This is a genomic window from Vibrio sp. CAU 1672 (assembly GCF_029223195.1).
GTDB lineage: Bacteria > Pseudomonadota > Gammaproteobacteria > Enterobacterales > Vibrionaceae > Vibrio.
Map to the genome: position 1 here is coordinate 287404 of NZ_JARHUF010000001.1, position 23541 is coordinate 310944.

The 23541-nt window shown below is 48.6% G+C and carries 20 protein-coding genes and 1 pseudogene; 14 read left to right on the forward strand and 7 right to left on the reverse strand.

From position 1 onward, the window contains the following. Positions 1-1929: a threonine--tRNA ligase gene (gene thrS, locus P2G85_RS01285; protein WP_275862295.1), complete on the reverse strand. Its 1929-nt coding sequence runs from the start codon at positions 1927-1929 to the stop codon at positions 1-3. A gap of 347 nt (positions 1930-2276) precedes the next feature. Between thrS and P2G85_RS01290 the strand changes: the two genes are divergently transcribed. Continuing rightward, entirely contained in the window at positions 2277-3218 is a 942-nt protein-coding gene (locus tag P2G85_RS01290; RefSeq protein WP_275862491.1) for a DUF3187 family protein, read from the forward strand. A gap of 6 nt (positions 3219-3224) precedes the next feature. Here P2G85_RS01290 and P2G85_RS01295 read toward each other — a convergent pair whose 3' ends face one another. Then, positions 3225-3968: a sporulation protein gene (locus tag P2G85_RS01295; protein WP_275862296.1), complete on the reverse strand. Its 744-nt coding sequence runs from the start codon at positions 3966-3968 to the stop codon at positions 3225-3227. A gap of 193 nt (positions 3969-4161) precedes the next feature. On the opposite strand from P2G85_RS01295, the gene hutC reads away from it, so the two are divergent. From hutC to P2G85_RS01325, 6 genes are all read left to right on the forward strand, one after another. After that, a complete protein-coding gene (gene hutC, locus P2G85_RS01300; protein ID WP_275862297.1) occupies positions 4162-4869 on the forward strand; it encodes a histidine utilization repressor in 708 nt (235 codons plus the stop codon). A gap of 120 nt (positions 4870-4989) precedes the next feature. Next, the gene (gene hutI, locus P2G85_RS01305; protein ID WP_275862298.1) at positions 4990-6252 is read left to right on the forward strand and encodes an imidazolonepropionase; all 1263 of its coding nucleotides are present in this window, start codon (positions 4990-4992) and stop codon (positions 6250-6252) included. Continuing rightward, positions 6242-7249: a formimidoylglutamase gene (gene hutG, locus P2G85_RS01310; protein WP_275862299.1), complete on the forward strand. Its 1008-nt coding sequence runs from the start codon at positions 6242-6244 to the stop codon at positions 7247-7249. The genes hutI and hutG overlap by 11 nt, the downstream gene beginning before the upstream one ends. Before the next feature lie 84 nt (positions 7250-7333). Next, complete coding sequence (gene hutU / locus P2G85_RS01315; RefSeq protein ID WP_275862300.1) at positions 7334-9031, forward strand: urocanate hydratase; 1698 nt, start codon at positions 7334-7336, stop codon at positions 9029-9031. 6 nt (positions 9032-9037) lie between these two features. Continuing rightward, the gene (gene hutH, locus P2G85_RS01320; RefSeq protein WP_275862301.1) at positions 9038-10582 is read left to right on the forward strand and encodes a histidine ammonia-lyase; all 1545 of its coding nucleotides are present in this window, start codon (positions 9038-9040) and stop codon (positions 10580-10582) included. Positions 10583-10790: 208 nt separating this feature from the next. Continuing rightward, entirely contained in the window at positions 10791-11516 is a 726-nt protein-coding gene (locus tag P2G85_RS01325) for a DUF3581 domain-containing protein (protein WP_275862302.1), read from the forward strand. A gap of 163 nt (positions 11517-11679) precedes the next feature. Here P2G85_RS01325 and P2G85_RS01330 read toward each other — a convergent pair whose 3' ends face one another. Together P2G85_RS01330 and P2G85_RS01335 are read right to left on the reverse strand one after the other, a co-directional pair. Next, positions 11680-12141: an isoprenylcysteine carboxylmethyltransferase family protein gene (locus tag P2G85_RS01330; protein WP_275862303.1), complete on the reverse strand. Its 462-nt coding sequence runs from the start codon at positions 12139-12141 to the stop codon at positions 11680-11682. 80 nt (positions 12142-12221) lie between these two features. Continuing rightward, the gene (locus tag P2G85_RS01335) at positions 12222-15257 is read right to left on the reverse strand and encodes an FAD-binding and (Fe-S)-binding domain-containing protein (RefSeq protein ID WP_275862304.1); all 3036 of its coding nucleotides are present in this window, start codon (positions 15255-15257) and stop codon (positions 12222-12224) included. Between the two features lie 200 nt (positions 15258-15457). Here P2G85_RS01335 and P2G85_RS01340 point away from each other — a divergent pair, with 200 nt between their 5' ends. The 7 genes from P2G85_RS01340 to P2G85_RS01370 all read left to right on the forward strand — a co-directional run bounded on the left by P2G85_RS01340 (position 15458) and on the right by P2G85_RS01370 (position 21245). Then, on the forward strand, positions 15458-16138 hold the full coding sequence (locus P2G85_RS01340) for a DUF3334 family protein (protein ID WP_275862305.1): 681 nt from the start codon (positions 15458-15460) through the stop codon (positions 16136-16138). 137 nt (positions 16139-16275) lie between these two features. Beyond that, positions 16276-16965 (forward strand): DUF2786 domain-containing protein, encoded by a 690-nt coding sequence (locus P2G85_RS01345; protein WP_275862306.1) that lies wholly within the window; start codon positions 16276-16278, stop codon positions 16963-16965. A 120-nt stretch (positions 16966-17085) separates the two neighbouring features. Further along, entirely contained in the window at positions 17086-17754 is a 669-nt protein-coding gene (locus P2G85_RS01350) for an OmpA family protein (protein WP_275862307.1), read from the forward strand. A gap of 102 nt (positions 17755-17856) precedes the next feature. Further along, on the forward strand, positions 17857-18834 hold the full coding sequence (locus tag P2G85_RS01355; protein ID WP_275862308.1) for a J domain-containing protein: 978 nt from the start codon (positions 17857-17859) through the stop codon (positions 18832-18834). 178 nt (positions 18835-19012) lie between these two features. After that, the gene (locus tag P2G85_RS01360; protein WP_275862309.1) at positions 19013-19198 is read left to right on the forward strand and encodes a hypothetical protein; all 186 of its coding nucleotides are present in this window, start codon (positions 19013-19015) and stop codon (positions 19196-19198) included. A 346-nt stretch (positions 19199-19544) separates the two neighbouring features. Further along, complete coding sequence (locus P2G85_RS01365) at positions 19545-19937, forward strand: SulA-like leucine-rich domain-containing protein (RefSeq protein ID WP_275862310.1); 393 nt, start codon at positions 19545-19547, stop codon at positions 19935-19937. Positions 19938-20141: 204 nt separating this feature from the next. Then, a complete protein-coding gene (locus P2G85_RS01370) occupies positions 20142-21245 on the forward strand; it encodes a phosphoribosylaminoimidazolesuccinocarboxamide synthase (RefSeq protein WP_275862311.1) in 1104 nt (367 codons plus the stop codon). Between the two features lie 56 nt (positions 21246-21301). Here P2G85_RS01370 and P2G85_RS01375 read toward each other — a convergent pair. The 3 genes and pseudogenes from P2G85_RS01375 to P2G85_RS01385 form a co-directional block, all read right to left on the reverse strand. Beyond that, positions 21302-21991: pseudogene (locus P2G85_RS01375) on the reverse strand (alkaline phosphatase D family protein); the annotation flags it as partial. 113 nt (positions 21992-22104) lie between these two features. After that, positions 22105-22482, reverse strand: a complete 378-nt coding sequence (locus tag P2G85_RS01380; RefSeq protein ID WP_275862312.1) for a transporter — start codon at positions 22480-22482, stop codon at positions 22105-22107. A 240-nt stretch (positions 22483-22722) separates the two neighbouring features. Next, the gene (locus tag P2G85_RS01385; protein WP_275862313.1) at positions 22723-23481 is read right to left on the reverse strand and encodes a phospholipase A; all 759 of its coding nucleotides are present in this window, start codon (positions 23479-23481) and stop codon (positions 22723-22725) included. Between the last annotated feature and the right edge of the window lie 60 nt (positions 23482-23541).

Below are 23541 nucleotides of genomic sequence, written 5' to 3' on the forward strand. Positions count from 1 at the left end.
TTATTCCTCCAGATTGAGCTTACGGCTAGAGATCTCGTCTTGGATGTATGCAATAAAGTCATCCACTTTAAATTTACCGAGATCTTTACCTTTACGAGTACGTACTGCAATTTCGCCGGCTTCCATTTCTTGGTCACCAACAACCAGCATGTACGGTACACGCTTTAAAGTGTGTTCGCGGATTTTAAAGCCAATCTTCTCATTTCTCAAGTCCGCTTTAGCTCTAATTCCACATTTTTGCAGTTTTTGTACGACTTCTTGAACATAATCTGACTGTTTATCAGTAATATTCATAAGAACTGCCTGTTCTGGTGCCAACCAAGTCGGGAAGAAACCAGCATATTCTTCGATAAGGATACCGATGAAACGCTCCAGTGAACCCAGAATCGCACGGTGGATCATTACCGGAACAAGACGTTCATTGTTTTCACCTACATAAGTAGCGCCTAAACGGCCTGGTAGGTTGAAATCAAGCTGAACTGTACCACACTGCCATGCACGGTCCAGACAGTCGTATAGCGTGAATTCGATCTTAGGACCGTAGAATGCACCCTCGCCTTCTTGAATCTCGTATGGAATTTCCATCGATTCAAGAGACTGTTTCAAGGCTTCTTCTGATTGATCCCAGATTTCATCCGAACCTACACGTTTTTCAGGACGTGTAGACAGTTTCACCACGATGTTGTCGAAACCAAAAGTTTGGTACGTATCGTACACCATCTTGATGCAATTTGTTACTTCTTCTTGAATTTGGCTCTCAGTACAGAAAATGTGAGCGTCATCCTGAGTAAAACCACGTACACGCATAATACCGTGTAGTGCACCTGATGGTTCGTTACGGTGACATGAGCCAAACTCTGCCATACGTAGCGGTAGATCGCGGTACGATTTCAGACCCTGGTTAAAGATCTGTACGTGACCCGGGCAGTTCATTGGCTTGATAGCGTATTCACGGTTTTCAGAAGAAGTTGTGAACATCGCATCTGCGTATTTGTCCCAGTGACCAGAGCGTTCCCAAAGCACGCGGTCCATCATCAGAGGACCTTTAACTTCTTGGTAGCCGTACTCGTCCAGCTTAGCGCGGACAAATACTTCCAGATCACGGAAGATAGACCAACCATTGTGATGCCAGAACACCATACCCGGTGCTTCTTGCTGCATATGGAACAGGTCTAATTGCTTACCAATCTTACGGTGGTCACGCTTCGCCGCTTCTTCAAGACGAGTCAGGTGCGCTTTCAGCGCTTTCTTATCGTGGAAAGCGGTGCCGTAGATACGCTGAAGCATTTTGTTGTCGCTGTTACCACGCCAGTATGCACCTGCAACATTCAACAGTGTGAAATGTTGACAGAAGCTCATGTTAGGAACGTGAGGACCACGACACATGTCGATGTATTCTTCATGGTGGTATAGACCCGGACGATCGTTACGAGAAACATTTTCGTCCAGGATTTCCACTTTGTATGGTTCGCCACGTGATTCAAACGTATCACGTGCTTCCTGCCAGCTCACTTTTTTCTTAACAACGTCGTACTTGGTCTTAGCCAGCTCTTTCATACGCTTTTCAATCTTTTCTAGATCTTCTTGCGTTAGAGACTCGTCTAGATCGATGTCGTAGTAGAAGCCATTGTCGATGGTTGGACCGATCGCCATTTTAGCTTGAGGGTAAAGCTGCTTAAGAGCGTGACCAAGAAGGTGAGCACAAGAGTGACGAACGATCTCCAGACCGTCAACTTCATCTTTAGCGGTGATGATCTCAAGGCTTGCGTCTTCTTCAATTAAGTCACACGCATCAACGCGGTTACCGTTTACACGACCAGCGATAGTTGCTTTTGCAAGACCAGGACCGATCGATTGCGCAACTTCCATAGTAGAAACTGGGTTGTCAAATTGACGCTGACTGCCGTCAGGAAGAGTAATAATAGGCATGCTATGTCCTTTACAGTGGTGTTGCACACCAAGCAACACATGTTGTTCAAATTAGAAGCTATTCATTGGAAAATAGTTGAAAGTCAATAAAGGCCGCTCGGTAACACGAATACCGGACCACTATTGAGGACGCGATTGTACCTAGCTCACATTTAGATTGCAAAGCAGGATTTACACCAGATTCATAATTTTATATTCATCAAAATCACTTTGGTGATGAATTATTCCAATTGTACAGCGTTCAATAATAATCGAAGCTATAGTTAGTTTTATTGAGCGACCTGTAAATAGGAATGCATCAGATGAATATAATGTGGCGATCCAGCACCTTTGCTTTAACCGCTTGTATGGTTTCTTTACCTGCCGCCAACGCGGCTGACCTGTATGGCCCTATGCGCTCGTACGCCCAATCACCAATGCAAGTAGTCAGCCATACCAATGTCCTTCGCTCAGGACATAGCCTGCCTTCAGGCTACGTTGAAACCTACGGTTCGGGTACCGTGGCCAGTGTCTGGGCTCATACCGATGAGTATTTTCTCGATTACTATCACAACCAACTGGAATTAGGGGCAAAGTGGCAAATTGACACGAAATGGCAGTGGGAATGGAATTATCGCTGGGTATTTGCAGCTGACAACCATCTTGATGATCTGACCAAAGGATTCCATAACCTGTTCGGCATCGGCCAGAACGGCAGAGATGAAGTCGACCAACACCGCTTCTACATCTCCATGCCTGAATACGATGTCTTAGTTGACGATTTTGAAGGCGAGACCCTTGCCAACAATCTTTCAACTTATGTGCAGTACCAGCTTTTAGATCAAGGGGCTCATGGCCTCTCTGTTGGCGGTAGTCTCTATTACAACTATGTGGCGCATGGCACGTTTAAAGACCGCAATTTCGAGCAGGGTGTTCAACTCAATTACAGCTACCTAAATCAGGCGCACGCGTTTTATTCAATGGCCGGAATGACGTTTCGCTCCGGTGGCCGTGCATTGGCCGATTTACCCTATCGGCGTAACACCGCGGCCGTTGCCGGCGGATATCGCTACGCATTCCGAGAAAACCACCATTTCCTGATTGAATATCACTGGTATCAAGGCTCAACGGAAGGCCCCAGTGAGTTTGCCGATGCTTCTAACGAGTTTGTCCTGGGTTACCGCTACCTGATGGAAAATTCAGCTTTTGAAATTATGGCTATCGAGAACGCAAGGAATATGGACAACAGTACCGATATCGCATTTACCTTCGGCTACCGGTACCTGTTCTCACCTGACTCCGGGAGTTAACGGTCGTTATAAACTGAGCGTGGGGTCCATCGCTGCCACAACTTGCGCATCTGATGCATTCAATGGCAAAGAGAAAGAGCGGTATTGATCACCAGCCAAACTTAAAGAGCGATCAATTTCAGCCAAACAGTGTATCCGTTCACCATCGAGAATGAACGACAGCTCAATTTCCTTACAGGAGATAAATCCCTTGTTACGAAACTCTAACTCTTGATAAATACCGGATCGCGAGGTAAAGCCGTTACCACCCAAAAAACCTTTTTCAACATCGGCTTTGACCATTGTAAAACCCGCCTGTTCGATCGCCTGGATCACACGAGCAGCCACAGGCAATGGTTTCACCTCGATATAGTCACGATCCCGGGGATCAATAGCAAAGTCGATATCCAGACTGGTTTCTATCCATACATGGCACATATTTTTTAATGCATTCACCGCCGTGATTGGGGTTTCATCGTGCAGTTTGAGTTCAAATGGTACCTGCTTTTCTTCATTAGGCCGAATCACAAAGGATTCAACCGCTTTAAGTTGGTCGATGATGAAAGTTTGATAGCTAACACTGTCGTCCACTTCAACCTTCATTTCCGTATTGAGCTTGATCGTAATTGCATCAATTTGCTGTTCGATATCGCCACCTTTGATGTGGACATGCCCTTTCAGGATTGAACCTTGGTAAACGCTCATTTCTTCCAAAATCGTATCCACTTTTGCTGAGCCAATTCCAAGTGACGCTTTCAGTTTCTTAAACATATGATTCCTTTGTGACTGTCTATGTTCATTATCTTTGTGTTGTTTAACTCTCTGTTTACACAACTGACGCAACTCCTGCAAGCAATAGACCCCAAGAATGCGGACAAATTCCTTTTACACCTCCATAAACTGGCGGTTGCAATTTGCACGTATATTACGCACTATTTGTATATGCAATTAAAAGGAATTATCTATGTCTTCACCTCTCTACATCCAGATCAAACACTTTATCGTGGGAAAAATAGATTCAGGAGAGTGGCCGGTTGGACATCGTATCGCGACAGAATTAGCCCTCACCGAGCAATTTGGTGTCAGCCGCATGACCGTCAATAAAGCCATCCGGGACCTGGTTAATGAAGGAAGACTGCAGCGTCGGCCACGCCTTGGTACCTTTGTCTGCCCTCCGGAATCAAAAGCCGAATCCCCTTTGCTGGATATTCGCAACATTGCTGATGAGATCGCAAACCGGGGCCGGACACACCATAGTAAAGTACGCCAACAACTCGCACTGAAGGCTGATGACGCCATCGCGATCAAATTAGGTGTAATGCTTGGCACCACCGTTTTCTATAGTGAAATCATTCACTATGAAAACGATTCACCGATCCAGCTGGAGTTACGCTGGGTCAACAGCCAATACGCACCGCAATATTTACAACAAGATTTTACACTCATCACACCTAATCAGTATCTGTCCGATAACTGTCCACTCAGTGCGATTGAGCATACCGTTGAGGCAATCGTACCCGACTCCCGTATCAGGCAGGATCTGCACATGCAGACCAATGAGCCGTGTTTGCTGCTCAATCGCCGCACCTGGAGCGAAGACAAACTGGTCAGTACAGCCTTACTTTACCACCCGGGTAGCAAGTACAAACTCAGCTCTAAAATTCTGCTCTAGAACAGTGTTCATCACTGCATTTCGATCACATTTCCATAACATCCACCTTGCCAGCCAGAGTTTTTTCTCCTATTAATTTGTATATACATTTAATAATACAAATCAAAGGAAGTTGCTTAAATGGATTTGCTGCTCGTTAATGCTTGTCTTGTCACCATGCAGCCTGGCGAGGAGGGCTATCTCCCTTCAGCGCCTGCTCGTCTGGGTATCCAGCAAGGCAAAATTTGCGCCATCAGCACCGCAAAAAAAGGAGAAGACACACCGGCCATCGAGTGTGAACTGGATCCGAATCGATATGCCAGGGTTCTGGATCTGCAGGGCCGCCTCATCACTCCGGGGTTGATCGATTGTCATACCCATTTAGTCTATGCCGGCAATCGCGCCGGTGAATTTGAAATGCGCCTGAATGGCCTCCCCTATCAAGAGATTGCCAGACAGGGTGGTGGAATACTGTCGACCGTCCGGGCAACCCGTGCTGCCAGTGAAGCCGAACTGGTTGAACTTGCCCTGCCAAGGCTGGATGGCCTGCTGGACAGCGGCGTCACTTCAGTGGAAATCAAATCCGGTTACGGCCTCACCTTTGATGATGAAATGAAAATGTTGCGCGCCGCTAAAGCGCTCGATAAAGAACGTAACGTCAACATCACCACCACTCTGTTGGCGGCTCATGCACTCCCCCCGGAATACGCGCACCGGGCCGATGACTACATCGAACACATCTGTCAGGAGATGATCCCATACGTCGCCCAGGAACAGTTAGCATCAAGCGTGGACATCTTTTGTGAGTCGATCGGTTTTAACCTGTCACAAACCCAACGTGTCTTTGATTGTGCGCATCAACATGGCCTGCAGGTTAAAGGACACACTGAGCAACTCTCCAACCTTGGCGGCACAGCCTTAACTGCGCACTACAACGGCCTCTCTGCCGATCATATCGAATATCTCGACGAAGATGGGATCAGCGCCCTGGCGCAGTCTTCAACAGTGGCAACCCTCCTGCCCGGCGCCTTTTACTTCTTACGTGAAAAACAGTTACCCCCGGTTGAGAAACTGCGCCAGCACAAGGTACCGATGGCAGTCGCTACGGATCTCAACCCGGGTACCTCTCCTTTTGCCGACTTATCATTAATAATGAACATGGCCTGTACTTTATTTGGCTTAACCCCGCAGGAATCACTACGGGGGGTGACATGTCATGCTGCACAGGCGCTGGGTTACCCGCAAAGCCGGGGCAAAATCGAGCTCGGTTACGATGCCGACTTGTCGATTTGGGATATCACCCATCCCGCTGATTTAAGCTATCAGGTCGGCGCCAAACGCTTGCATGCGCGCATCGTCAGGGGTGATTACGTTTCACACGGAGAACATGGATATGGCGAATAACGAACTCAATGCCAGTAATTTTCGCTGGCAGGGCCGGCACGATGCTGAAGATGGCCTCCTGGGCCAGCGCGTCCACCATGTTATTCAACACCGTTGTAGCCACGAGTTGCCAAATGGTTCTCATGCGGTCTCCTTGCTGGGCTTCGCCTGTGATGCTGGTGTCGCGCGCAATAAAGGCAGGATCGGCGCCCGTAACGCTCCAGATCTGATCCGCGCTGCGCTGGCGAACCTGGCGTGGCACCAGGATTGTGCTCTGTTTGATTTAGGCACTGTTTCATGTGAAGACGACTTACTGGAAACCAGTCAGGACAAATGCGCGGATACCATCGCACAAGCCCTGGTTCATACCCCGGTGATCACCCTCGGTGGCGGGCACGAAGTGGCATGGGCTTCATTCTCGGGGTTGGCGAAGTACTTTCAGGCTCATGATCCCGGCAGCAAACCAAAGATTGGCATCATCAACTTTGATGCGCACTTCGATCTACGGGCATTCAGCAGCCCGCATACTGACGTTAAGCCAAGCTCAGGCACCCCATTTAATCAGATTCATCATTATTGCCAGCGTCATGACTGGCTGTTCCACTACGCCTGTCTGGGCGTCAGCCGAGCCAGCAACACCGCGGCACTGTTTGAGCGGGCTAAAGCGCTGAACGTCTGGTTTGTCGAAGACAGACAACTCTCTTACTTGAACCACAGTTACCACCTGACCCAATTACAACATTTTATTGACGATTGTGATTACCTCTACCTCACGATTGACCTGGATGTATTTCCGGCCGCCACGGCGCCCGGCGTAAGTGCACCGGCGGCCCGGGGCGTCAGCTACGAAACTTTAGCGCCGTTTTTAGACCGCATCCTTCATTACAAAAACAAACTGCTGATCGCCGACATCGCCGAATATAACCCAAGCTACGATGTCGACGGCCAGACGGCCCGTTTGGCCGCGCGGCTGTGTTGGGATATCGCCAACGCGATGGCTGAAAAAACACACCGTTAAGCACAAATTTTCCACCCTATACAATAACGAAAGGCCAGGCGAAATAACGACTGAGCCTTAACGAGAAACGAAAGGAGTCTTACAATGACACAGCGCCAGGGACAAGATCCACGACTTGATACCAGCAGAACAATTCGTGCTCCACACGGTAATGAACTGCGCGCAAAATCATGGCAGACCGAAGCCCCGCTTCGCATGCTGATGAACAATCTCGATCCAGATGTCGCAGAACATCCCCATTCCCTGGTGGTCTATGGTGGTATTGGCCGTGCCGCACGCAACTGGGCCTGTTTTGACAAAATCGTTGAGGTGTTGGAAAGACTTGAAGAAGATCAGACCCTGTTAGTTCAATCCGGTAAACCTGTCGGCGTTTTTCCAACCCACAAAAACGCCCCGCGTGTGCTGATAGCCAACTCCAACCTGGTGCCACACTGGGCAAACTGGCAGCACTTTAATGAGCTGGATAAACAGGGCCTGATGATGTACGGCCAGATGACCGCTGGCAGCTGGATTTACATCGGCTCTCAGGGCATCGTTCAGGGAACCTATGAAACCTTTGCATCGGTTGCCAAAAAGCATTTCAACGACGAGGCTAAAGGGCGCTGGATCCTGACCGGTGGCCTTGGCGGAATGGGCGGCGCTCAGCCACTGGCAGCGACCATGGCCGGTTTCTCGATGATTGCGGTTGAGTGTGATGAAACGCGGATCGACTATCGCCTGCGTACCGGCTATGTCGACAGAAAAGCCACCACCCTGGACGAAGCGCTTGCCATCATCAACGACGCAGAAACCCCCGTATCCGTTGGCCTGCTGGGTAACGCGGCAGACGTATTCCCAGAATTGGTGGAGCGAAACATCACACCTGATGTCGTCACGGATCAGACTTCAGCCCACGACCCCCTTAATGGTTACCTGCCCAAAGGCTGGACAATGGCACACGCTGCTGAAATGCGCCTGCAAGATGAAGCGGCCGTCGTCAAAGCGGCCAAGCAGTCCATGGCCATTCAGGTGCAGGCAATGCTGGATCTGCAAAGCCGTGGCGCAGCAACGCTGGATTACGGCAATAATATTCGCCAAATGGCGCTTGAAGAAGGCGTGACTAATGCGTTTGACTTCCCTGGTTTTGTCCCGGCCTACATTCGTCCCCTGTTCTGTGAGGGAATCGGGCCTTTCCGCTGGGCTGCACTTTCCGGCGATCCGGAAGACATTTACAAGACCGATGAGAAAGTGAAAGAACTGATCCCGGATAACCCGCATCTACATAACTGGCTGGATATGGCGCGTGAACGTATTCAATTCCAGGGGTTACCCGCGCGTATCTGCTGGGTTGGCCTGAAAGATCGTGAGCGTTTAGGCCAGGCCTTCAACGAAATGGTGAAAAACGGCGAACTGAAAGCACCAATTGTGATTGGCCGCGACCATCTCGACTCCGGCTCCGTCGCCAGCCCGAACCGCGAAACCGAGGGCATGATGGATGGCTCCGACGCAGTATCCGACTGGCCATTGCTCAATGCACTACTCAATACTGCCGGGGGGGCAACCTGGGTCTCATTGCACCACGGAGGTGGGGTTGGTATGGGCTTTTCCCAGCACTCCGGCATGGTGATCTGCTGCGACGGCAGTGATGACGCCGCTGAGCGTATTGCTCGCGTGCTGCATAACGATCCGGCTACCGGTGTAATGCGCCACGCGGATGCCGGTTACGACATCGCCAAGCAATGCGCAGCAGAACAAGGCCTCGATCTGCCGATGCTGAACGACGAACTGACAACACTGAAGTAAGGAAAGATGAAGATGTTAAACCTACTGCTAAAGCCAGGTCATATTAGCTTGCATGAACTTCGTCAAGTGAGCCGTTCACCCGTAAACCTTACTCTTGACCCTGAAGCGACACCTGCCATTGAAGAGAGCACTCAGGTGGTTAATCGCGTCATTGCGGAAGATCGCACGGTTTATGGCATCAACACCGGTTTCGGCTTACTTGCCAACACCCGTATTGCGCCAGAGGATCTGGAAACTCTGCAAAAAAGTATCGTCCTGTCACACGCCGCTGGCATCGGCAAATTTATGGCCGATGAAACCGTGCGGCTGATGATGGTTCTGAAAATCAACAGCTTAGCCCGTGGTTTCTCCGGGATTCGCCTCAGAGTCATCAATATGCTGATTGATTTGGTCAATGCGCAGGTGTATCCGTGTGTGCCTCAGAAAGGCTCCGTCGGTGCGTCTGGCGACCTTGCTCCACTCGCACATATGAGTACCGTGTTATTGGGTGAAGGCCAAGCACGCCATAACGGCAAAATTATCTCCGGGCTTGAAGCATTGAAAATCGCCGGCCTGGAACCCATCACGCTGGCCCCCAAAGAAGGCCTGGCCCTGCTCAACGGCACCCAGGCATCGACCGCTTTCGCGCTGGAAGGTCTGTTCATTGCCGAAGACCTGTTTGCCTCAGCGACCGTATGCGGTGCCATGTCAGTCGAAGCCGCGCTTGGCAGCCGTCGTCCGTTTGACCCACGCATTCACCGTGTACGCGGCCATCGCAGTCAGATGGACGCTGCGCTGGTGTACCGTCACCTGCTGGACAGTTCCAGCGAAATCGGTGAATCCCACACTAACTGTGAAAGGGTACAGGATCCGTACTCGCTGCGCTGCCAGCCGCAGGTGATGGGTGCCTGCTTGCAACAAATCCGCAATGCCGCTGAAATCCTGCAGGTCGAAGCGAACTCAGTATCGGACAACCCATTGGTGTTTGCTGAAGACGAGGACATCATTTCTGGCGGTAATTTCCACGCCGAACCGGTTGCCATGGCCGCCGATAATCTCGCGATTGCGATAGCAGAAATTGGCAGCTTATCCGAACGCCGCATGGCCCTGCTCATCGATAGTGCGTTATCCAAACTGCCACCTTTCCTGGTCGACAATGGCGGAGTCAATTCCGGCTTTATGATAGCTCAGGTAACCTCAGCGGCATTGGCCAGTGAAAACAAAACCCTGGCCCATCCGGCTTCAGTTGACAGCCTGCCCACCTCGGCCAATCAGGAAGATCATGTATCAATGGCCACATTCGCCGCGCGCAGGCTACGCGAAATGGGCGAAAACACGCGTGGCATTTTAGCTGTGGAGTATCTGTCTGCCGCACAAGGCCTGGATTTCCGCGCACCGGACAAGTCCTCCGTGCGCATTGAGGCCGCCAAGCAAATGTTGCGTGAGAAAGTCCCGTTCTACGATAAAGACCGCTATTTTGCACCTGACATCGAACAGGCAAACTCGCTGCTAAAACTGGCACTGCACCACAGCCTGATGCCAGGCGGTTTATTACCGAGCCAGCCGGCATAATCGGTCAGATACGCGACTTAGCCAGGGCTCCTTATCGGGGCCCTTTTCCTTATCAAAGTCAGTCCAGTGAAATCATGGTTTTTACTGCTATTACGACGATACGCTCAGGTATAAGTGTTAAGTTTCATTAAATTCTCTACTGGATGGACCATTGCTATCGGGTTCTTCGCATATAATCCGTGACAGTTTTGGCAACTTCGTGAAAGTTATGTTTCTAACACCTTATTTTTCAAGCAATAACCATCAGTTCCAGTTCACTCGTGAACAGGCAAGTCACTTCGCTAAACGTGTCGCAGGTGATTACAACCCTATCCATGATGAAGACAACAAACGTTTCTGCGTACCCGGCGATCTGTTGTTCGCAGTGCTGCTCAGCAAAGAAGGCGTGAGCCAGAAGATGCGTTTTGAATTCTCTGGAATGGTCAATGATGGTATCGACTTACACATCGAAAATAAGTGTGAGAAACATAGTTCAGTAGTCGATGAAGCGGGCAAAGAGTATCTGCATATGACTCGTGAAGGTGACTGTAATCAGGATCCTGCCTTCATCGAACATGTAGTAACCAACTACGTGCAGTTTTCTGGCATGAACTTTCCTCACATTATGGTGCCTCTGATGGAAGAGCAACAGATGATGATTAACTGCCAGCGTCCACTGGTGATCTACGAGAGCATGGAAGTGGAGTTTTCTCGTCTGGATCTCACCCATCCGGAAGTCGAGTTCACCGGTGCCACGTTCGACGTAGAAGGCAAACGCGGCGTCGTCACCCTCAACTTTGCCTTCAAAGAAGATGGCGAAGTCGTAGGTAAAGGTATCAAACGCATGGTAGCCAGTGGCTTGAAACCATATGATCAAGCTGCGGTTGACGATCTGGTACAACGCTTTCACGAGCGTAAGGATACCTTCCTGGCAAAGTTTGCTGAGGCAGCATAAGCCGCTGCCACATTGCCACGTCTCAGTAATATAACGAAGCCCAGCTCAAATGAGCTGGGCTTCTTTACATCAGGACACTCCTGATAGCCATCCTGAATACCAAACTAGTCAGTAACCATTCTGGTAATTACACATAATAATCAGAAACTTATGCCAGCAGGAATTATATCCACCGACGCACGCGGTTTTTATATTTAAGGTACTCTTCACCAAACAGTCGCTCTAACACCTGCTCTTCCGGTTTTATTTGAAATTTATTCATATAAAACACGAACACAGCACTGCAAAGAAATACACTTAAATGTTGCCACCACAGCCCCAATGCAATGATAAGCAGCAATAATGCGAAATACATAGGGTTACGCGTATAATTGAAGATCCCAGAGCTGACAACAAAAGAGGCAGACTCCGGCTTAACCGGGTTCACTGTGGTCTTTAATTTGCAAAACTCATATACCCCGGCAATTCCAGTGTAGCCAGATAACAAGGTTAAACCGCCAACAACATACTCAACAAAAGGCACTCGGATCATCAAGCTCGGTGTCAATCCTTTCAGCCAGTACATCAGTAACACCACCAGCAGGAACACCGCCACCGGTGGAACTCTGAGTTCTAGTTTTATCATGATTCAGATCCTTTCAAATCCTGGTTCCATTCTTATAAATAAAGCCCAGGTTGACTGGGCTTTATTGCTAAGGACATCGGTTATACCAGTGTTAATAACGCTTGCACCGGATGTTTCGGTTTCACCCCTTCAAAGCGCTTCACCTGGCTACGGCAAGAATAGCCGGTGATCAAACAACGCTCGTTCGGCAGCGCGTCCAGATTGGGTTTCCAGCTCAGGTTGTAAATATCTTTCGACATCGCCAGTTTATCGACTTCATGACCAAATGTGCCGGCCATACCACAGCAACCAACCGCCACTGTGTTAAGCACTGCGCCAAAGTGGCTAAATATCGCGCCCCACTCGTTTTCCGCATTGGGCAACTTGGTTTTTTCTGTGCAATGGGCAAACAGATACCAGGGCTCGGCCTGTTTTTCTGCCGGTGCAGGAAACTCGCTTAACCTTGGCAACAGCCATTCGTGGGCGGTCAGAACCTCGAAGTCACCCCGTTTCTCACCCAGGATTTCCTGATACTCATCGCGGTAACACAACACCAGTGCCGGATCGACCCCTACCATCGGGATATCCAGATCGGCAACCAATGCCAGGAACTTCGCCGTATCTTGCGCTGTAGCAGAAAACTGACGTAAAAAACCTTTGATATGCTGCGCCTTACCATTGGGTTTAAACGGCAACAATACCGGATGTTTACCCAACTTCTTCACCAGGTTAATGAAATCTTCCACCACATCTGCATCATAATATGTAGTGAACGGATCCTGGACTATCAACACATGATTTTGCTTTTCCTGCGATGACAGCGAGTTCAATGCTTTCAGATCGTAAGGCGTGGTCAGCTTGTTCACCCGCTTGGCTAAAGTCGGTACCGACAACAATGGCGTATCAACATAACCAACCGTTGAGGCGGTCAGTTTCTGTACCAACGGCTGATTCAGCATGCCATTTACAACTTTCGGTGCCTTCGCCATCAGCGGCAGCATCGTCTCAATATTGGCAACCAGGTAGTCTTTCGCCGGGCGCTGGTAACGGCTGTGGTAAATGTTAAGGAACCGCGAACGGAAGCTTGGTACATCGACTTTGATCGGACACTGGCTTGCACATGCTTTACACGCCAGACAACCGTTCATCGCCTCATAGACTTCGTGAGAAAAATCATATTGATGACGCTTGTTCAGTGAATGGCGGACGCGCTCAATCATGGTTTTGATGGTCGGCTTGTGTGTCAGTGTTTGCTGCTCAAGGTCGAGAATATCGATGCCCTGTTCTGTCAACTGGCGCAGCCACTCTCTGACCAAACCAGCACGACCTTTCGGCGATTGACGACGATCCGCAGTGACCTTCATCGAAGGACACATTGGCGAGCTGGAATCGTAATTGAAACACAACCCATTGCCGTTACACTCCATCGCCTGTTTAAAACTGTCCCGCACCTCAACTTCAATCTGGCGATCATAAAAGCCACGTTTGGTGCCGGTGACTTTAACCAATTCGGCATCGCTGTTCAGCGGGGTGCAAATTTTACCCGGATTCATCTTGTTGTGAGGGTCAAATGCGGCTTTCACCCGGCGCAGTTCGGTGAACAGTTCATCACCAAAGAACTCCGGTCCGTACTCGGAGCGAAAACCTTTGCCGTGCTCGCCCCACATCAGGCCACCGTATTTCGCCACCAGCTTCACGACTTCGTCCGATACCTCATGCATCAAGGCTTCCTGGCGGGGATCGCATAAATCCAGCGCAGGCCGCACGTGCAACACGCCCGCATCCACATGGCCAAACATACCGTATTCCAGAGATTTACTGTCGAGTAGTTGACGAAACTCTGCAATAAAATCAGCCAGATGTTGCGGGGGGACACAAGTATCTTCTGCGAACGCCACCGGCTTAGCTTTGCCTTTTGCCGCCCCAAGCAGGCCGACGGCTTTTTTGCGCATATTGTAGATACGGCCAATACTGGCGATATCATCACAGACCTGATAACCAATAATGCCCGCTTGTTCGTCAGCGATCATCTCATCCAGCTTTGCCGTCAGCTGCGCCACCTGTGATGCCACTTCCTGTTCGTCCTGACCGGCAAACTCCACCATATTGATGCCAAGCATTTCCTTGTTGGGTACATCCGCCAACAAATCGCTTACGGTATGCCAGACAATATCTTGTTTAGCCAGATTCAGGACGTTGGAATCGACCGTTTCAACCGACAAAGCCTGAGCTTCGACCATAAACGGCGCATTTCGCAACGCAGAGTCAAAACTGTTGTATTTGACATTCACCAAGGTGCGCGCTTTAGGCAGCGGGGTCAGATTCAGCTTAGCTTCAGTAATAAAAGCCAGTGAGCCTTCAGCGCCGCACAGCACACGGGTAATATCAAAGTCACCACTTTGCTCATCGAAAGCGTTTTTTAAATCATAACCGGTTAAAAAACGGTTGAGTGGCGGGAATTTATCCATAATTTGCTGGCGTTTCTCACGGCACACCGACTCGGTTACCTGCAAAGCTGTTGCCGCAAAATCCCCTTCATCCGGCAGACCATGGGACAGATCCGACTCTAAAATCGAGCCATCGGCAAATACCGCTTGCAACGACAGGACATGATCCGAGGTTTTACCGTATTTCAGTGAGCCCTGCCCGGAAGCATCGGTATTGATCATGCCACCGATAGTCGCGCGGTTACTGGTTGACAGCTCCGGGGAGAAAAAGAAACCATAGGGACGGACGGCATCATTAAGCTGATCTTTGATCACCCCACTCTGAACACGAACCCAGCCCTCCTCTTCGTTAATCTCCAGCACCTTATTCATGTGGCGGGACAAGTCCACCACGATGCCCTGAGTTAGTGACTGGCCGTTAGTCCCGGTTCCGCCGCCGCGGGGAGAAAAGGTAATCCGCTCATAAGTTTCATGGTTACTAAGCTTACCGATCAAGGTAACATCATGGGTGGTTTTAGGGTGAACAACCGCCTGAGGGAGTAACTGGTAGACACTATTGTCTGTCGCGACGGCTAACCGGCTGGAATACTGGCTTTCAATATCGCCGGTAAACCCGGCTTCAGCCAACTCTTTAAGAAAATTCAGAACAAGTGGGTCAACATCGGTTTGCGAGTGTAGTCTTGGTAACATTTGCTTCCTGCCCCTACGGTACTGATCCAATCAGCTTTGGGTTATGATTTAAGAATAATCTTTGAATTTCGTCACTTTACAACATTTAAAAAAGTGATCAAATCAGAATCTCACTGCATGAAATCAACTTATGCTTTCTTTTTTGTTACTTAATACCTTACATTGGTGCAAAAATCGCATTTCAACATGAGCCTTTTAGAATGAAAAAAAATAAAGTCGTGACGACTGAAGATATCCTTTTAAAACTTTGTCAGTCAGTATCAGGCGTATTGACCTCAGCAACGTCATCACAGATCAACTACTCTGCAATGGTGCAAAAGATCCATAAAACCAGCCTCAAGCCCGATTTTGGCTGTTTTGTCCTTTTTGACGGCGGTTTCACCGGGCTGGTGGTGATTAACTTTACTGCCAAAGCAGCATTGGAGGTATACACCAATTACATGCGCAGTATGGGGATGCCGGAAGAAGAACTGGCGATTACTCACACCTCTGATGACGTTGCCGATGTACTGGGTGAGCTGATGAATCAACTGGTCGGCGACTTCACCCACAAAATTCGTAAAGAGCTGCAAACGAACATCACGCAAAACCAGCCTAAGATGTTGTCACTCAACAAACAGGTGATCCTGCAAGTTGATACCAATCTGGATCGCCCCCAGGCACGACGCGTCACCTTTTCTACCGCGCAAAACAACATCTTTTATCTCGAGCTGGCTATGGATAAAACCGAGTTTATCCAACTGGAAGAGTTTGAGATTACTGAAGACGAAAATCCAGATGACATTCTGGAAGCCACACGCAAAAGCATGGAGCAACAGCGTAATGAATCCTCGCCAGCACGCAATGAAGCCGATGATTTGTTAGATGAACTCGGTATTTAACCAGCCCGCCCCAGCTAACCTTGCAACCAACGCCACTATTTTGTGGCGTTTTTTGTTCCACCTGTCTGGCTTGGTTTCGTTTCTGCGCTAAAAAAGGTAATATACTCGACTTCTTAAATTTTCGTGATTGGTCGTCGATGGATAAGCAAAAAGCTCTCAAGAAAATCGCTAAATGTTTAGAACTGGGCAACTCAGCCAACGTAAACGAAGCCGCAAACGCCATAAAAATGGCCCACCGTTTGATGCTCAAATACGGGCTGGACAAAGATGATATTGAATTCATCAAGATGGGCAAAACTCAATCTTCGCATTTGCTGCCTGCCAACATTAGTTCAACCCTGTTGCGAGTGATCCGTGGCATCAATACCAAATTTGGGGTTGAAGCGGTGTTACTCAACCATAAAGGACTTAAACGGGTAGAGTTTATTGGTGAAGCGGATCGCGCGATCTTTGCAGCGTTTGCATTTGACATCATCTATCGTGAGATGAACGAAAGTACCGGCCAGTTCCGCAACAGCTTTGCCGGCAGTGGAACACCATCAGCCGAGGTCAATCGTCGGGTAAACTCATTTGTCTCAGGATGGGTCGAAGGGGCGCTGGAGAAGCTGCCGGTAATCTCACCTGACGAAGAGTCGGCAAACAAAATCAACAACTACATTGACAAAGAATTTAAGAACATAGACCGGGAAACCTTCAAAAAGCAGCTCAGAGAAGCGATGAAGAACCTCACCGAAGATTATGAAGTTGGCCTGAAGAAAGGTCGCAAAGTGTCGGTTAACCGTGGGGTAAACGGTGCCCAGTCAAGAAAAATGATACAAAGCAAATAGTTTTCGCTACACAACCGCCCAAAATTACCGTGATATAACAAAAATCCATTATTGTTTGGCCATACTATTGATTCAACATTAAGGCGCGACAACGCCTTGCTTTTACATGGAGAGATTCCTTTGAAAAAGATGTCTATTGCACTAGCGCTAGTGCTGGCGCTTACCGGCTGTCAAGCTACTCAACGCCAAAACGCAACTACTGGTGAATATGAAACCAACTCAACCACTCAAGGGGCTATCATCGGCGCTATCGCCGGTGCTGCAGTTGGTCTGGCTACCGGTGATGATGCGAAAGAGCGCCGTAAGCGTGCACTGATCGGTGCTGCCGCTGGCGGAGCTACAGGTGCAGGTATCGGTTACTACTTTGACCAGCAGGAGGACGCGCTGCGTCGTGAGTTACTCAACTCGGGTGTACAAGTTGAACGCGTGGGTGAAAATCAACTGCTGCTGCGGATGGAAAACGGTATTGGTTTCTCATCCAGCTCTTACCAACTGGATGCCGGTATTCATAATACGTTACGAGGTGTTGCTCGGATTTTGGTCGAGTACCCTGACACCAGCCTGGTGATTGACGGTTACACCGACAGCACGGGTAGTGAATCATACAACCAGACTCTTTCTGAACGTCGTGCGGAATCTGTGCGCCAGTTTCTGATCTCACAAAATGTTGCCGCTGGCCGTGCGATTGCCCGCGGAAACGGTGAGCGTTACCCACTTTGTACCAACAGTACCGCAGAAGGACGTGCGTGTAACCGCCGGGTTGAGATCCAAATCTTGCCACTTAAGTAAACCCGGTGCAATGTATACCCAAATAGACTGAAGTTGGGTATAAAGGTAAGAGTAATCATTACCGGAGCAGGCCTGGTAGAAATAACCAGGCCTGACACTTGGATGTCACGACGCACGATTCTTTCTCTGGCCGCCATGGCCTGTATTTCTTTACCTGCCTACGCGACAGAGCCGCTGACCGATCCTGTGGCGCAATACCAACAGGCCCAGAACCTTGCGAAACAGGCCTCCCAATCCTCGCTACCTGAAGTCAGGTACTGGCTTGAACAATCAGCCCAACAAGGCCATCTTGCCGCACAAAAGCAGCTCGCCAAAGATTATGCTGACGGCCTCAGCGGAAAAGTAAACTATCCGCAGGCGATTTACTGGTTCACAACCATCGCGAACCAAGACGCAACCGACCATGGTTATCTCCTCGCTCAATTTTTGCAGCAGCACCAGCAGCAAGTAAACAACCACGATTTGATTGAAGCATGGTACAAGTTTGCCGCGGAGAATAATCCGCAAGCCGAAACCGCCTATGCCATTTTTCTTGAGCAGCGCTTTAATCAGTTACGCGCCAAGCAGGTCACGGAGATTACCGAGCTCGAACAACAGCAAACCACAGAGAATCAACAAGGGACACCGCAGCCGCCTGCTCAATCTGCGATAAACTCTGACTGGCTTTACCCTTCCACCGGGTTTGCAATTACCATGATTCTCGCCGGCTCATGGTTTGGCTTCCGAAGAAAAGCCGATAAACGCCAAAATACAGTTCATCAACAGCAACTCACTAAAGAGGTGCAACTTGAGACGCAGGTTAAAGAACTGCAGTTCACCAACCGGCAGTTAAAACGTCAGTTAGAAACAGTGTTTCAAGAGTTCCGTAAAACTCAACAACAATCTGATCAGCACAAACTGGCTATCGCATGTGCGATGTTTGGCTATACCCCTGCCAGTATCCCGGAGGACAAATCGGTGCGACTGCGCTATCGCCAACTCTCAAAACTGTATCACCCGGATACGCGCGGAAGTGAAGAAGAAATGAAACGCCTAAACCAGGCATTTAACACAATCACTCAAAAAAGCACAAAAAATTAACCGCAGCACACTGTTACCATATTTCTCTGTCCATCAGCCCCGTTATTTCTGGGGTCGCAATCGATCACGCTCTCAAAAAACCTTAACAGACCATTAACCTTAGCCCCCTCTTTGTGTCATAATATCCGGCGCAAAATAACACCTAAACACTGTAAACTAATAGGTGGGGAGAAAATCAATGTTCACTGAAGAAGGCACCTGCGACTGGTGCAAAAAACTAAGCTTTGTCACCCGTCATGAATACATAGATGGAAAAACTCATTGTTCATGTGTAGCTTGTTACGATATCGCCAAGATCGATGTCCGTCGGTTTAACCGGGCTGAGCTGCAAATGCGGGAACAATTAGCAAGGCAATCTTGTTAAACAGAGCGGCATTAATCAATGGAACTGATTTTCAGAAGCGCCTTATACCGGCGCTTTTTTAATAACCAATATTCACCGCTAACCCTCTTTCCCGACTACTGTACAAACAGGCAATGCGCTGCTCGTATCTCCCTGGCATAGCTGTACAAAATGCACTCAGCTCACATTTTCACCACCAAACCACCCACAGCAATAGACGCTTTTACCCCATTTATATCAATAACTTAAGTTAAAAACCATCCCAAAAATCCAGCATCTTCTGATCACCAACTGGCAAAAATCAGTTGATCCTCGGCGTAAAACAAACTACTGTATAAGCATACAGCATGTATAAAGGAACAGTAAGATGCAGTTTCAAAGTCACGGTCACTCTTATTCACGTTTTAACGTACTGGCACAAACAACTCAGCCAATGAATGTTCCCAGCAGTTTGCTGGCAAAACTGGCCACCCTTTCCCAGCAGCAACAATGGATTTTGTTTACTGCTGAGTGCCCTCGTCCCGATTTTGCACAACTGACTGCATCTAAGATTCGCTGTCAAAATATTATTCAAATGAAACCTTCTCAGCAGCAGTCCGAAGTAGAGATCGTTGTAAAAGCAATCCGCTCAGGCAATGCCAGTGCCGTGGTAGCTTCAACGAACATTGCCCACATCAACCAGATCATGCTGCGCGATCTGGCACAACGTCATCAGTGTGAAGTGTTTTTCGTCGAAGGCAGAGCAAATAAGTACCACTAATAAGTTCGACGTTATCTCCTCTGCACCACGCCCCCTCATGGGGGGCTTTTTTATTGTTGGCAAAAAACAAAGCAAACGTTTGCTTTTTCTCTGGCGAGTTAAAATAGTTCTGGTATGATGCCCACATTCGCTTTATTCGGTGTGAGAATTTGCACTGAATAACTTCTCTGTATGACGTTTGATTTAAATGATAGGAATGTCAAAATGAGCCTTGCTGATCAAGTACTTGCCGTCAATGACGATCTGCCCATTCGCACTCACAAACCGGTCCACAGTGGTAAAGTTCGCTCAGTCTACTGGTTGACCGAACAAGACAGTGCACGCCTAATTCAAGAAAAAGGCTACGATGTAGCCCCGGATGCCCCATTAGCCATCATGGTCATTAGTGACCGTATCTCTGCTTTTGACTGCATCTGGCACGGTGAAGGCGGGTTGAAAGGCGTTCCAGGGAAAGGCGCAGCACTGAATGCAATCTCCAATCACTGGTTTAAACTGTTTAAGGAAAACGGGCTGGCTGACAGCCATATTCTGGATATTCCTCACCCATTTGTTTGGATTGTACAAAAAGCCAAGCCGGTTAAGATCGAAGCCATTTGCCGTAAATACATTACAGGTTCAATGTGGCGTGCGTATGCGAACGGCGAACGTGAATTTTGTGGTATCCAGCTACCTGAAGGGCTGGAAAAAGATAAGGCTCTGCCCGAGCTACTTATGACGCCATCAACCAAAGGTATTTTAAAAGGTATTCCCGGCGTACCGGAAGCCGATGATGTTAACATCACCCGCAAGAATATCGAGGACAATTACGCCGCGTTTAACTTTTCCAGCGCTGAAGATATCGCAGTGTACGAAACGTTACTCAAAGAGGGGTTCAACGTTATCAGTTCGGCACTGGCAGCGATTGACCAAATTTTTGTCGATACCAAATTTGAGTTTGGCTATGTCGAAGATGCCGCCGGGAAAGAAAAGCTCATTTACATGGATGAAGTAGGAACACCGGACTCTTCACGTATCTGGGATAGCAACGCCTACCAGGATGGGCAGATCATCGAAAACTCAAAAGAAGGTTTCCGTCAGTTCTTGTTGAGCCACTTCCCTGACCCGGACATTCTGCTTAATAAAGAACGAATGCCCGAACGAGAAGCACTGGCACGCGATAACGCCTTGCCGCTAGAGGCTCTGATGGAGGTATCAAAAACCTACATTGGCCTGGCAGAGAAAATCATCGGAGAGCCAATTACCCTGAGTGACAACCCGAAAGCGGAAATCATCCAAATTTTGAGTGACGAATACGGATTAATTGACTAACTGTACACCATGGCAGCAAATTTGAAAGTCCGCGTTAATCGCGGACTTTTTACAGCTTACTCCAGGTTGAGGCTTTTCCCGTCCGAAGTTGAAACCGTCTTAGTCTGCACCTGATACTGCTTCTCTTTCACGCTAGAGACAAAATACCACGTTGCCTGAGCCTGCTCCTCGGTAAACCTGACTCGCATAAACCCACGTTGTTTGATATCTGCCCACTGTAGTTCATTAACCAAATACGGCAAGGTATATTCCATCTGCGCAATCGCGACTGGATTCAGGCCCAAATACTCCTCTAATCCGGGAGAGCTGACCGAACTGGTAGCAAACTCAACTCCCACAGGCTGATCGCTGATATCTTTCAGCTCACTACTCCATGCATTATGCGTATCTCCGGCTAAACAGACAAAACGCCCACGGCTGGCTTTTATCGCCCCATAAACCCGCTCTCGCTCTGCATAGTAACCATCCCATGCATCAAGGTTATAGGGCAGTTTGACCGGATCAGAGCCAGGATCGGCTAAGTAGTTACTGATGGCGTTGTTTACCGCCAACATCGCCTCGTTGGCCTGTTCCTCTCCCGCGGTAAACAGTTGGAACATAGCCATCATAACCGTACTGGGTAACTCCACACGTGACATCAACACTTGCTGTCCGAGGACATTCCAGTGTGCATTATGGCTATTCACTTGATTCATGAGCCAGCCCAGTTGTTCCACGCCGAGCAACTCACGCTCACTACTGCGCGATAATACATCGTCTGCCACTCCAGGCTCTGGACAACAGGCGATATTGCTTAGAAAATGGCACAAAAAAAGCGATTGGTTTTCTCAATCGCTTTTTTTGTTCAGCAGAAGATGGTTTACAATTTGAGTGTCAATATATCCTGCTCAGAGGTATCCACTTTAAGCTTACTGTGGGCCTCGATATAATCGATTTGTTCCGCCTCTAAGGCGTATGGCATCACGATTCGCAGCTCACTTATTCCTTCATATTGCGCTAAACCGACTAACTTGACCAAGTTAGCTTCATCGCTCTGGCGTGAAGACATCGATTTTAACGCCGCGTCCCACAAACGGTCTTCCGGATTCGTTAACTCAGCGATATTTCGCTTCCACATGACGCCGAAAACCGGGGCGATGATGCAAAATGCTTCGACAAACGTCCATTTTTTACTGCCCGATGTACCAAGAAAACTGGTGTAGTCGAACTCAATGCATTTTACTGGTTGTTTTTCCATTATAGGCCCCGACATTCTTGGAATGAAATACAAACAATATCGTCCAACCTACGTGATATAGCAATAGGATATAAAAGAATTGTCTTTTATTCCCCATCTAAGCACCAAAAAGAAATATTAAAACCAGTTTCGTAACAACAACTGTACAGCCTGGCTAAATATATGCACCCAATTGATTAATATTTTATTCATCAAACTAAAACGCTATGGTTGAGGCAGTTGACCGGGGCACCATAACGATTATAAATTCATCAGTCGGATCCCAACACCAATCCGGGTATGTGAATGATTATAATCAATCAAAGTTTCACCGTAGCCATGATAACCCTGAATATATACACCGAGCAGTTCGTTGAAATAAAACGTATAACCTAGCTCTACACCGCCTTTGTCGGTAGCGAAATTATAAAACCCCCGAGTATTGATCACACCGGCCCGGATATGCACTTTCGCCCATAACTCATAGGGTGCGAAGTAATCCTTCATTTCTTTATTTTCAGTACTAATGACCCACCAGGCGTGGACACCGTATTCAACCGGGCCCTCAAAGCGCTCTGCGGCAACGTAAAGCCGATCCCAACTACGAGAAAGCGTACTCGATTGGCCATTAGATTCGTGCTTGTAGCCAGCTTCTACATGGTTAAATAACAACATGTTCGATTGATGAGCGACAAAAAGCTGAGGTTTGTAATTGGTTTCACGGAAAGGTGAAGAAATGCCTGAGTTAGCCAGTTGCCACAATGATTTCTGGGTATAGGAACCCATTACGGCTGTAGCAGGGTTAAACCGGTAAAACGGCACAGCAGCGGATAACTGAAATTTGACTTCAAAGTGCTGCAGGGAGTCCATCTCTGAGCCGAGCTTATCATATTCAGACTGATTAACATCCGAGGTGTAAGTGCCCAGAACATAGTTGTCTTCATATGTGGCAATATGGGTCAGGCTTTTCCCGTACGCCAGTACGGGACACAATAAAAACGGAATCGCTTTATACTTCATTGTCTTCCTTCAAGCCGCCACACTTGGCGGCAAACACATTCCTCATGGGGTTCAGTACCC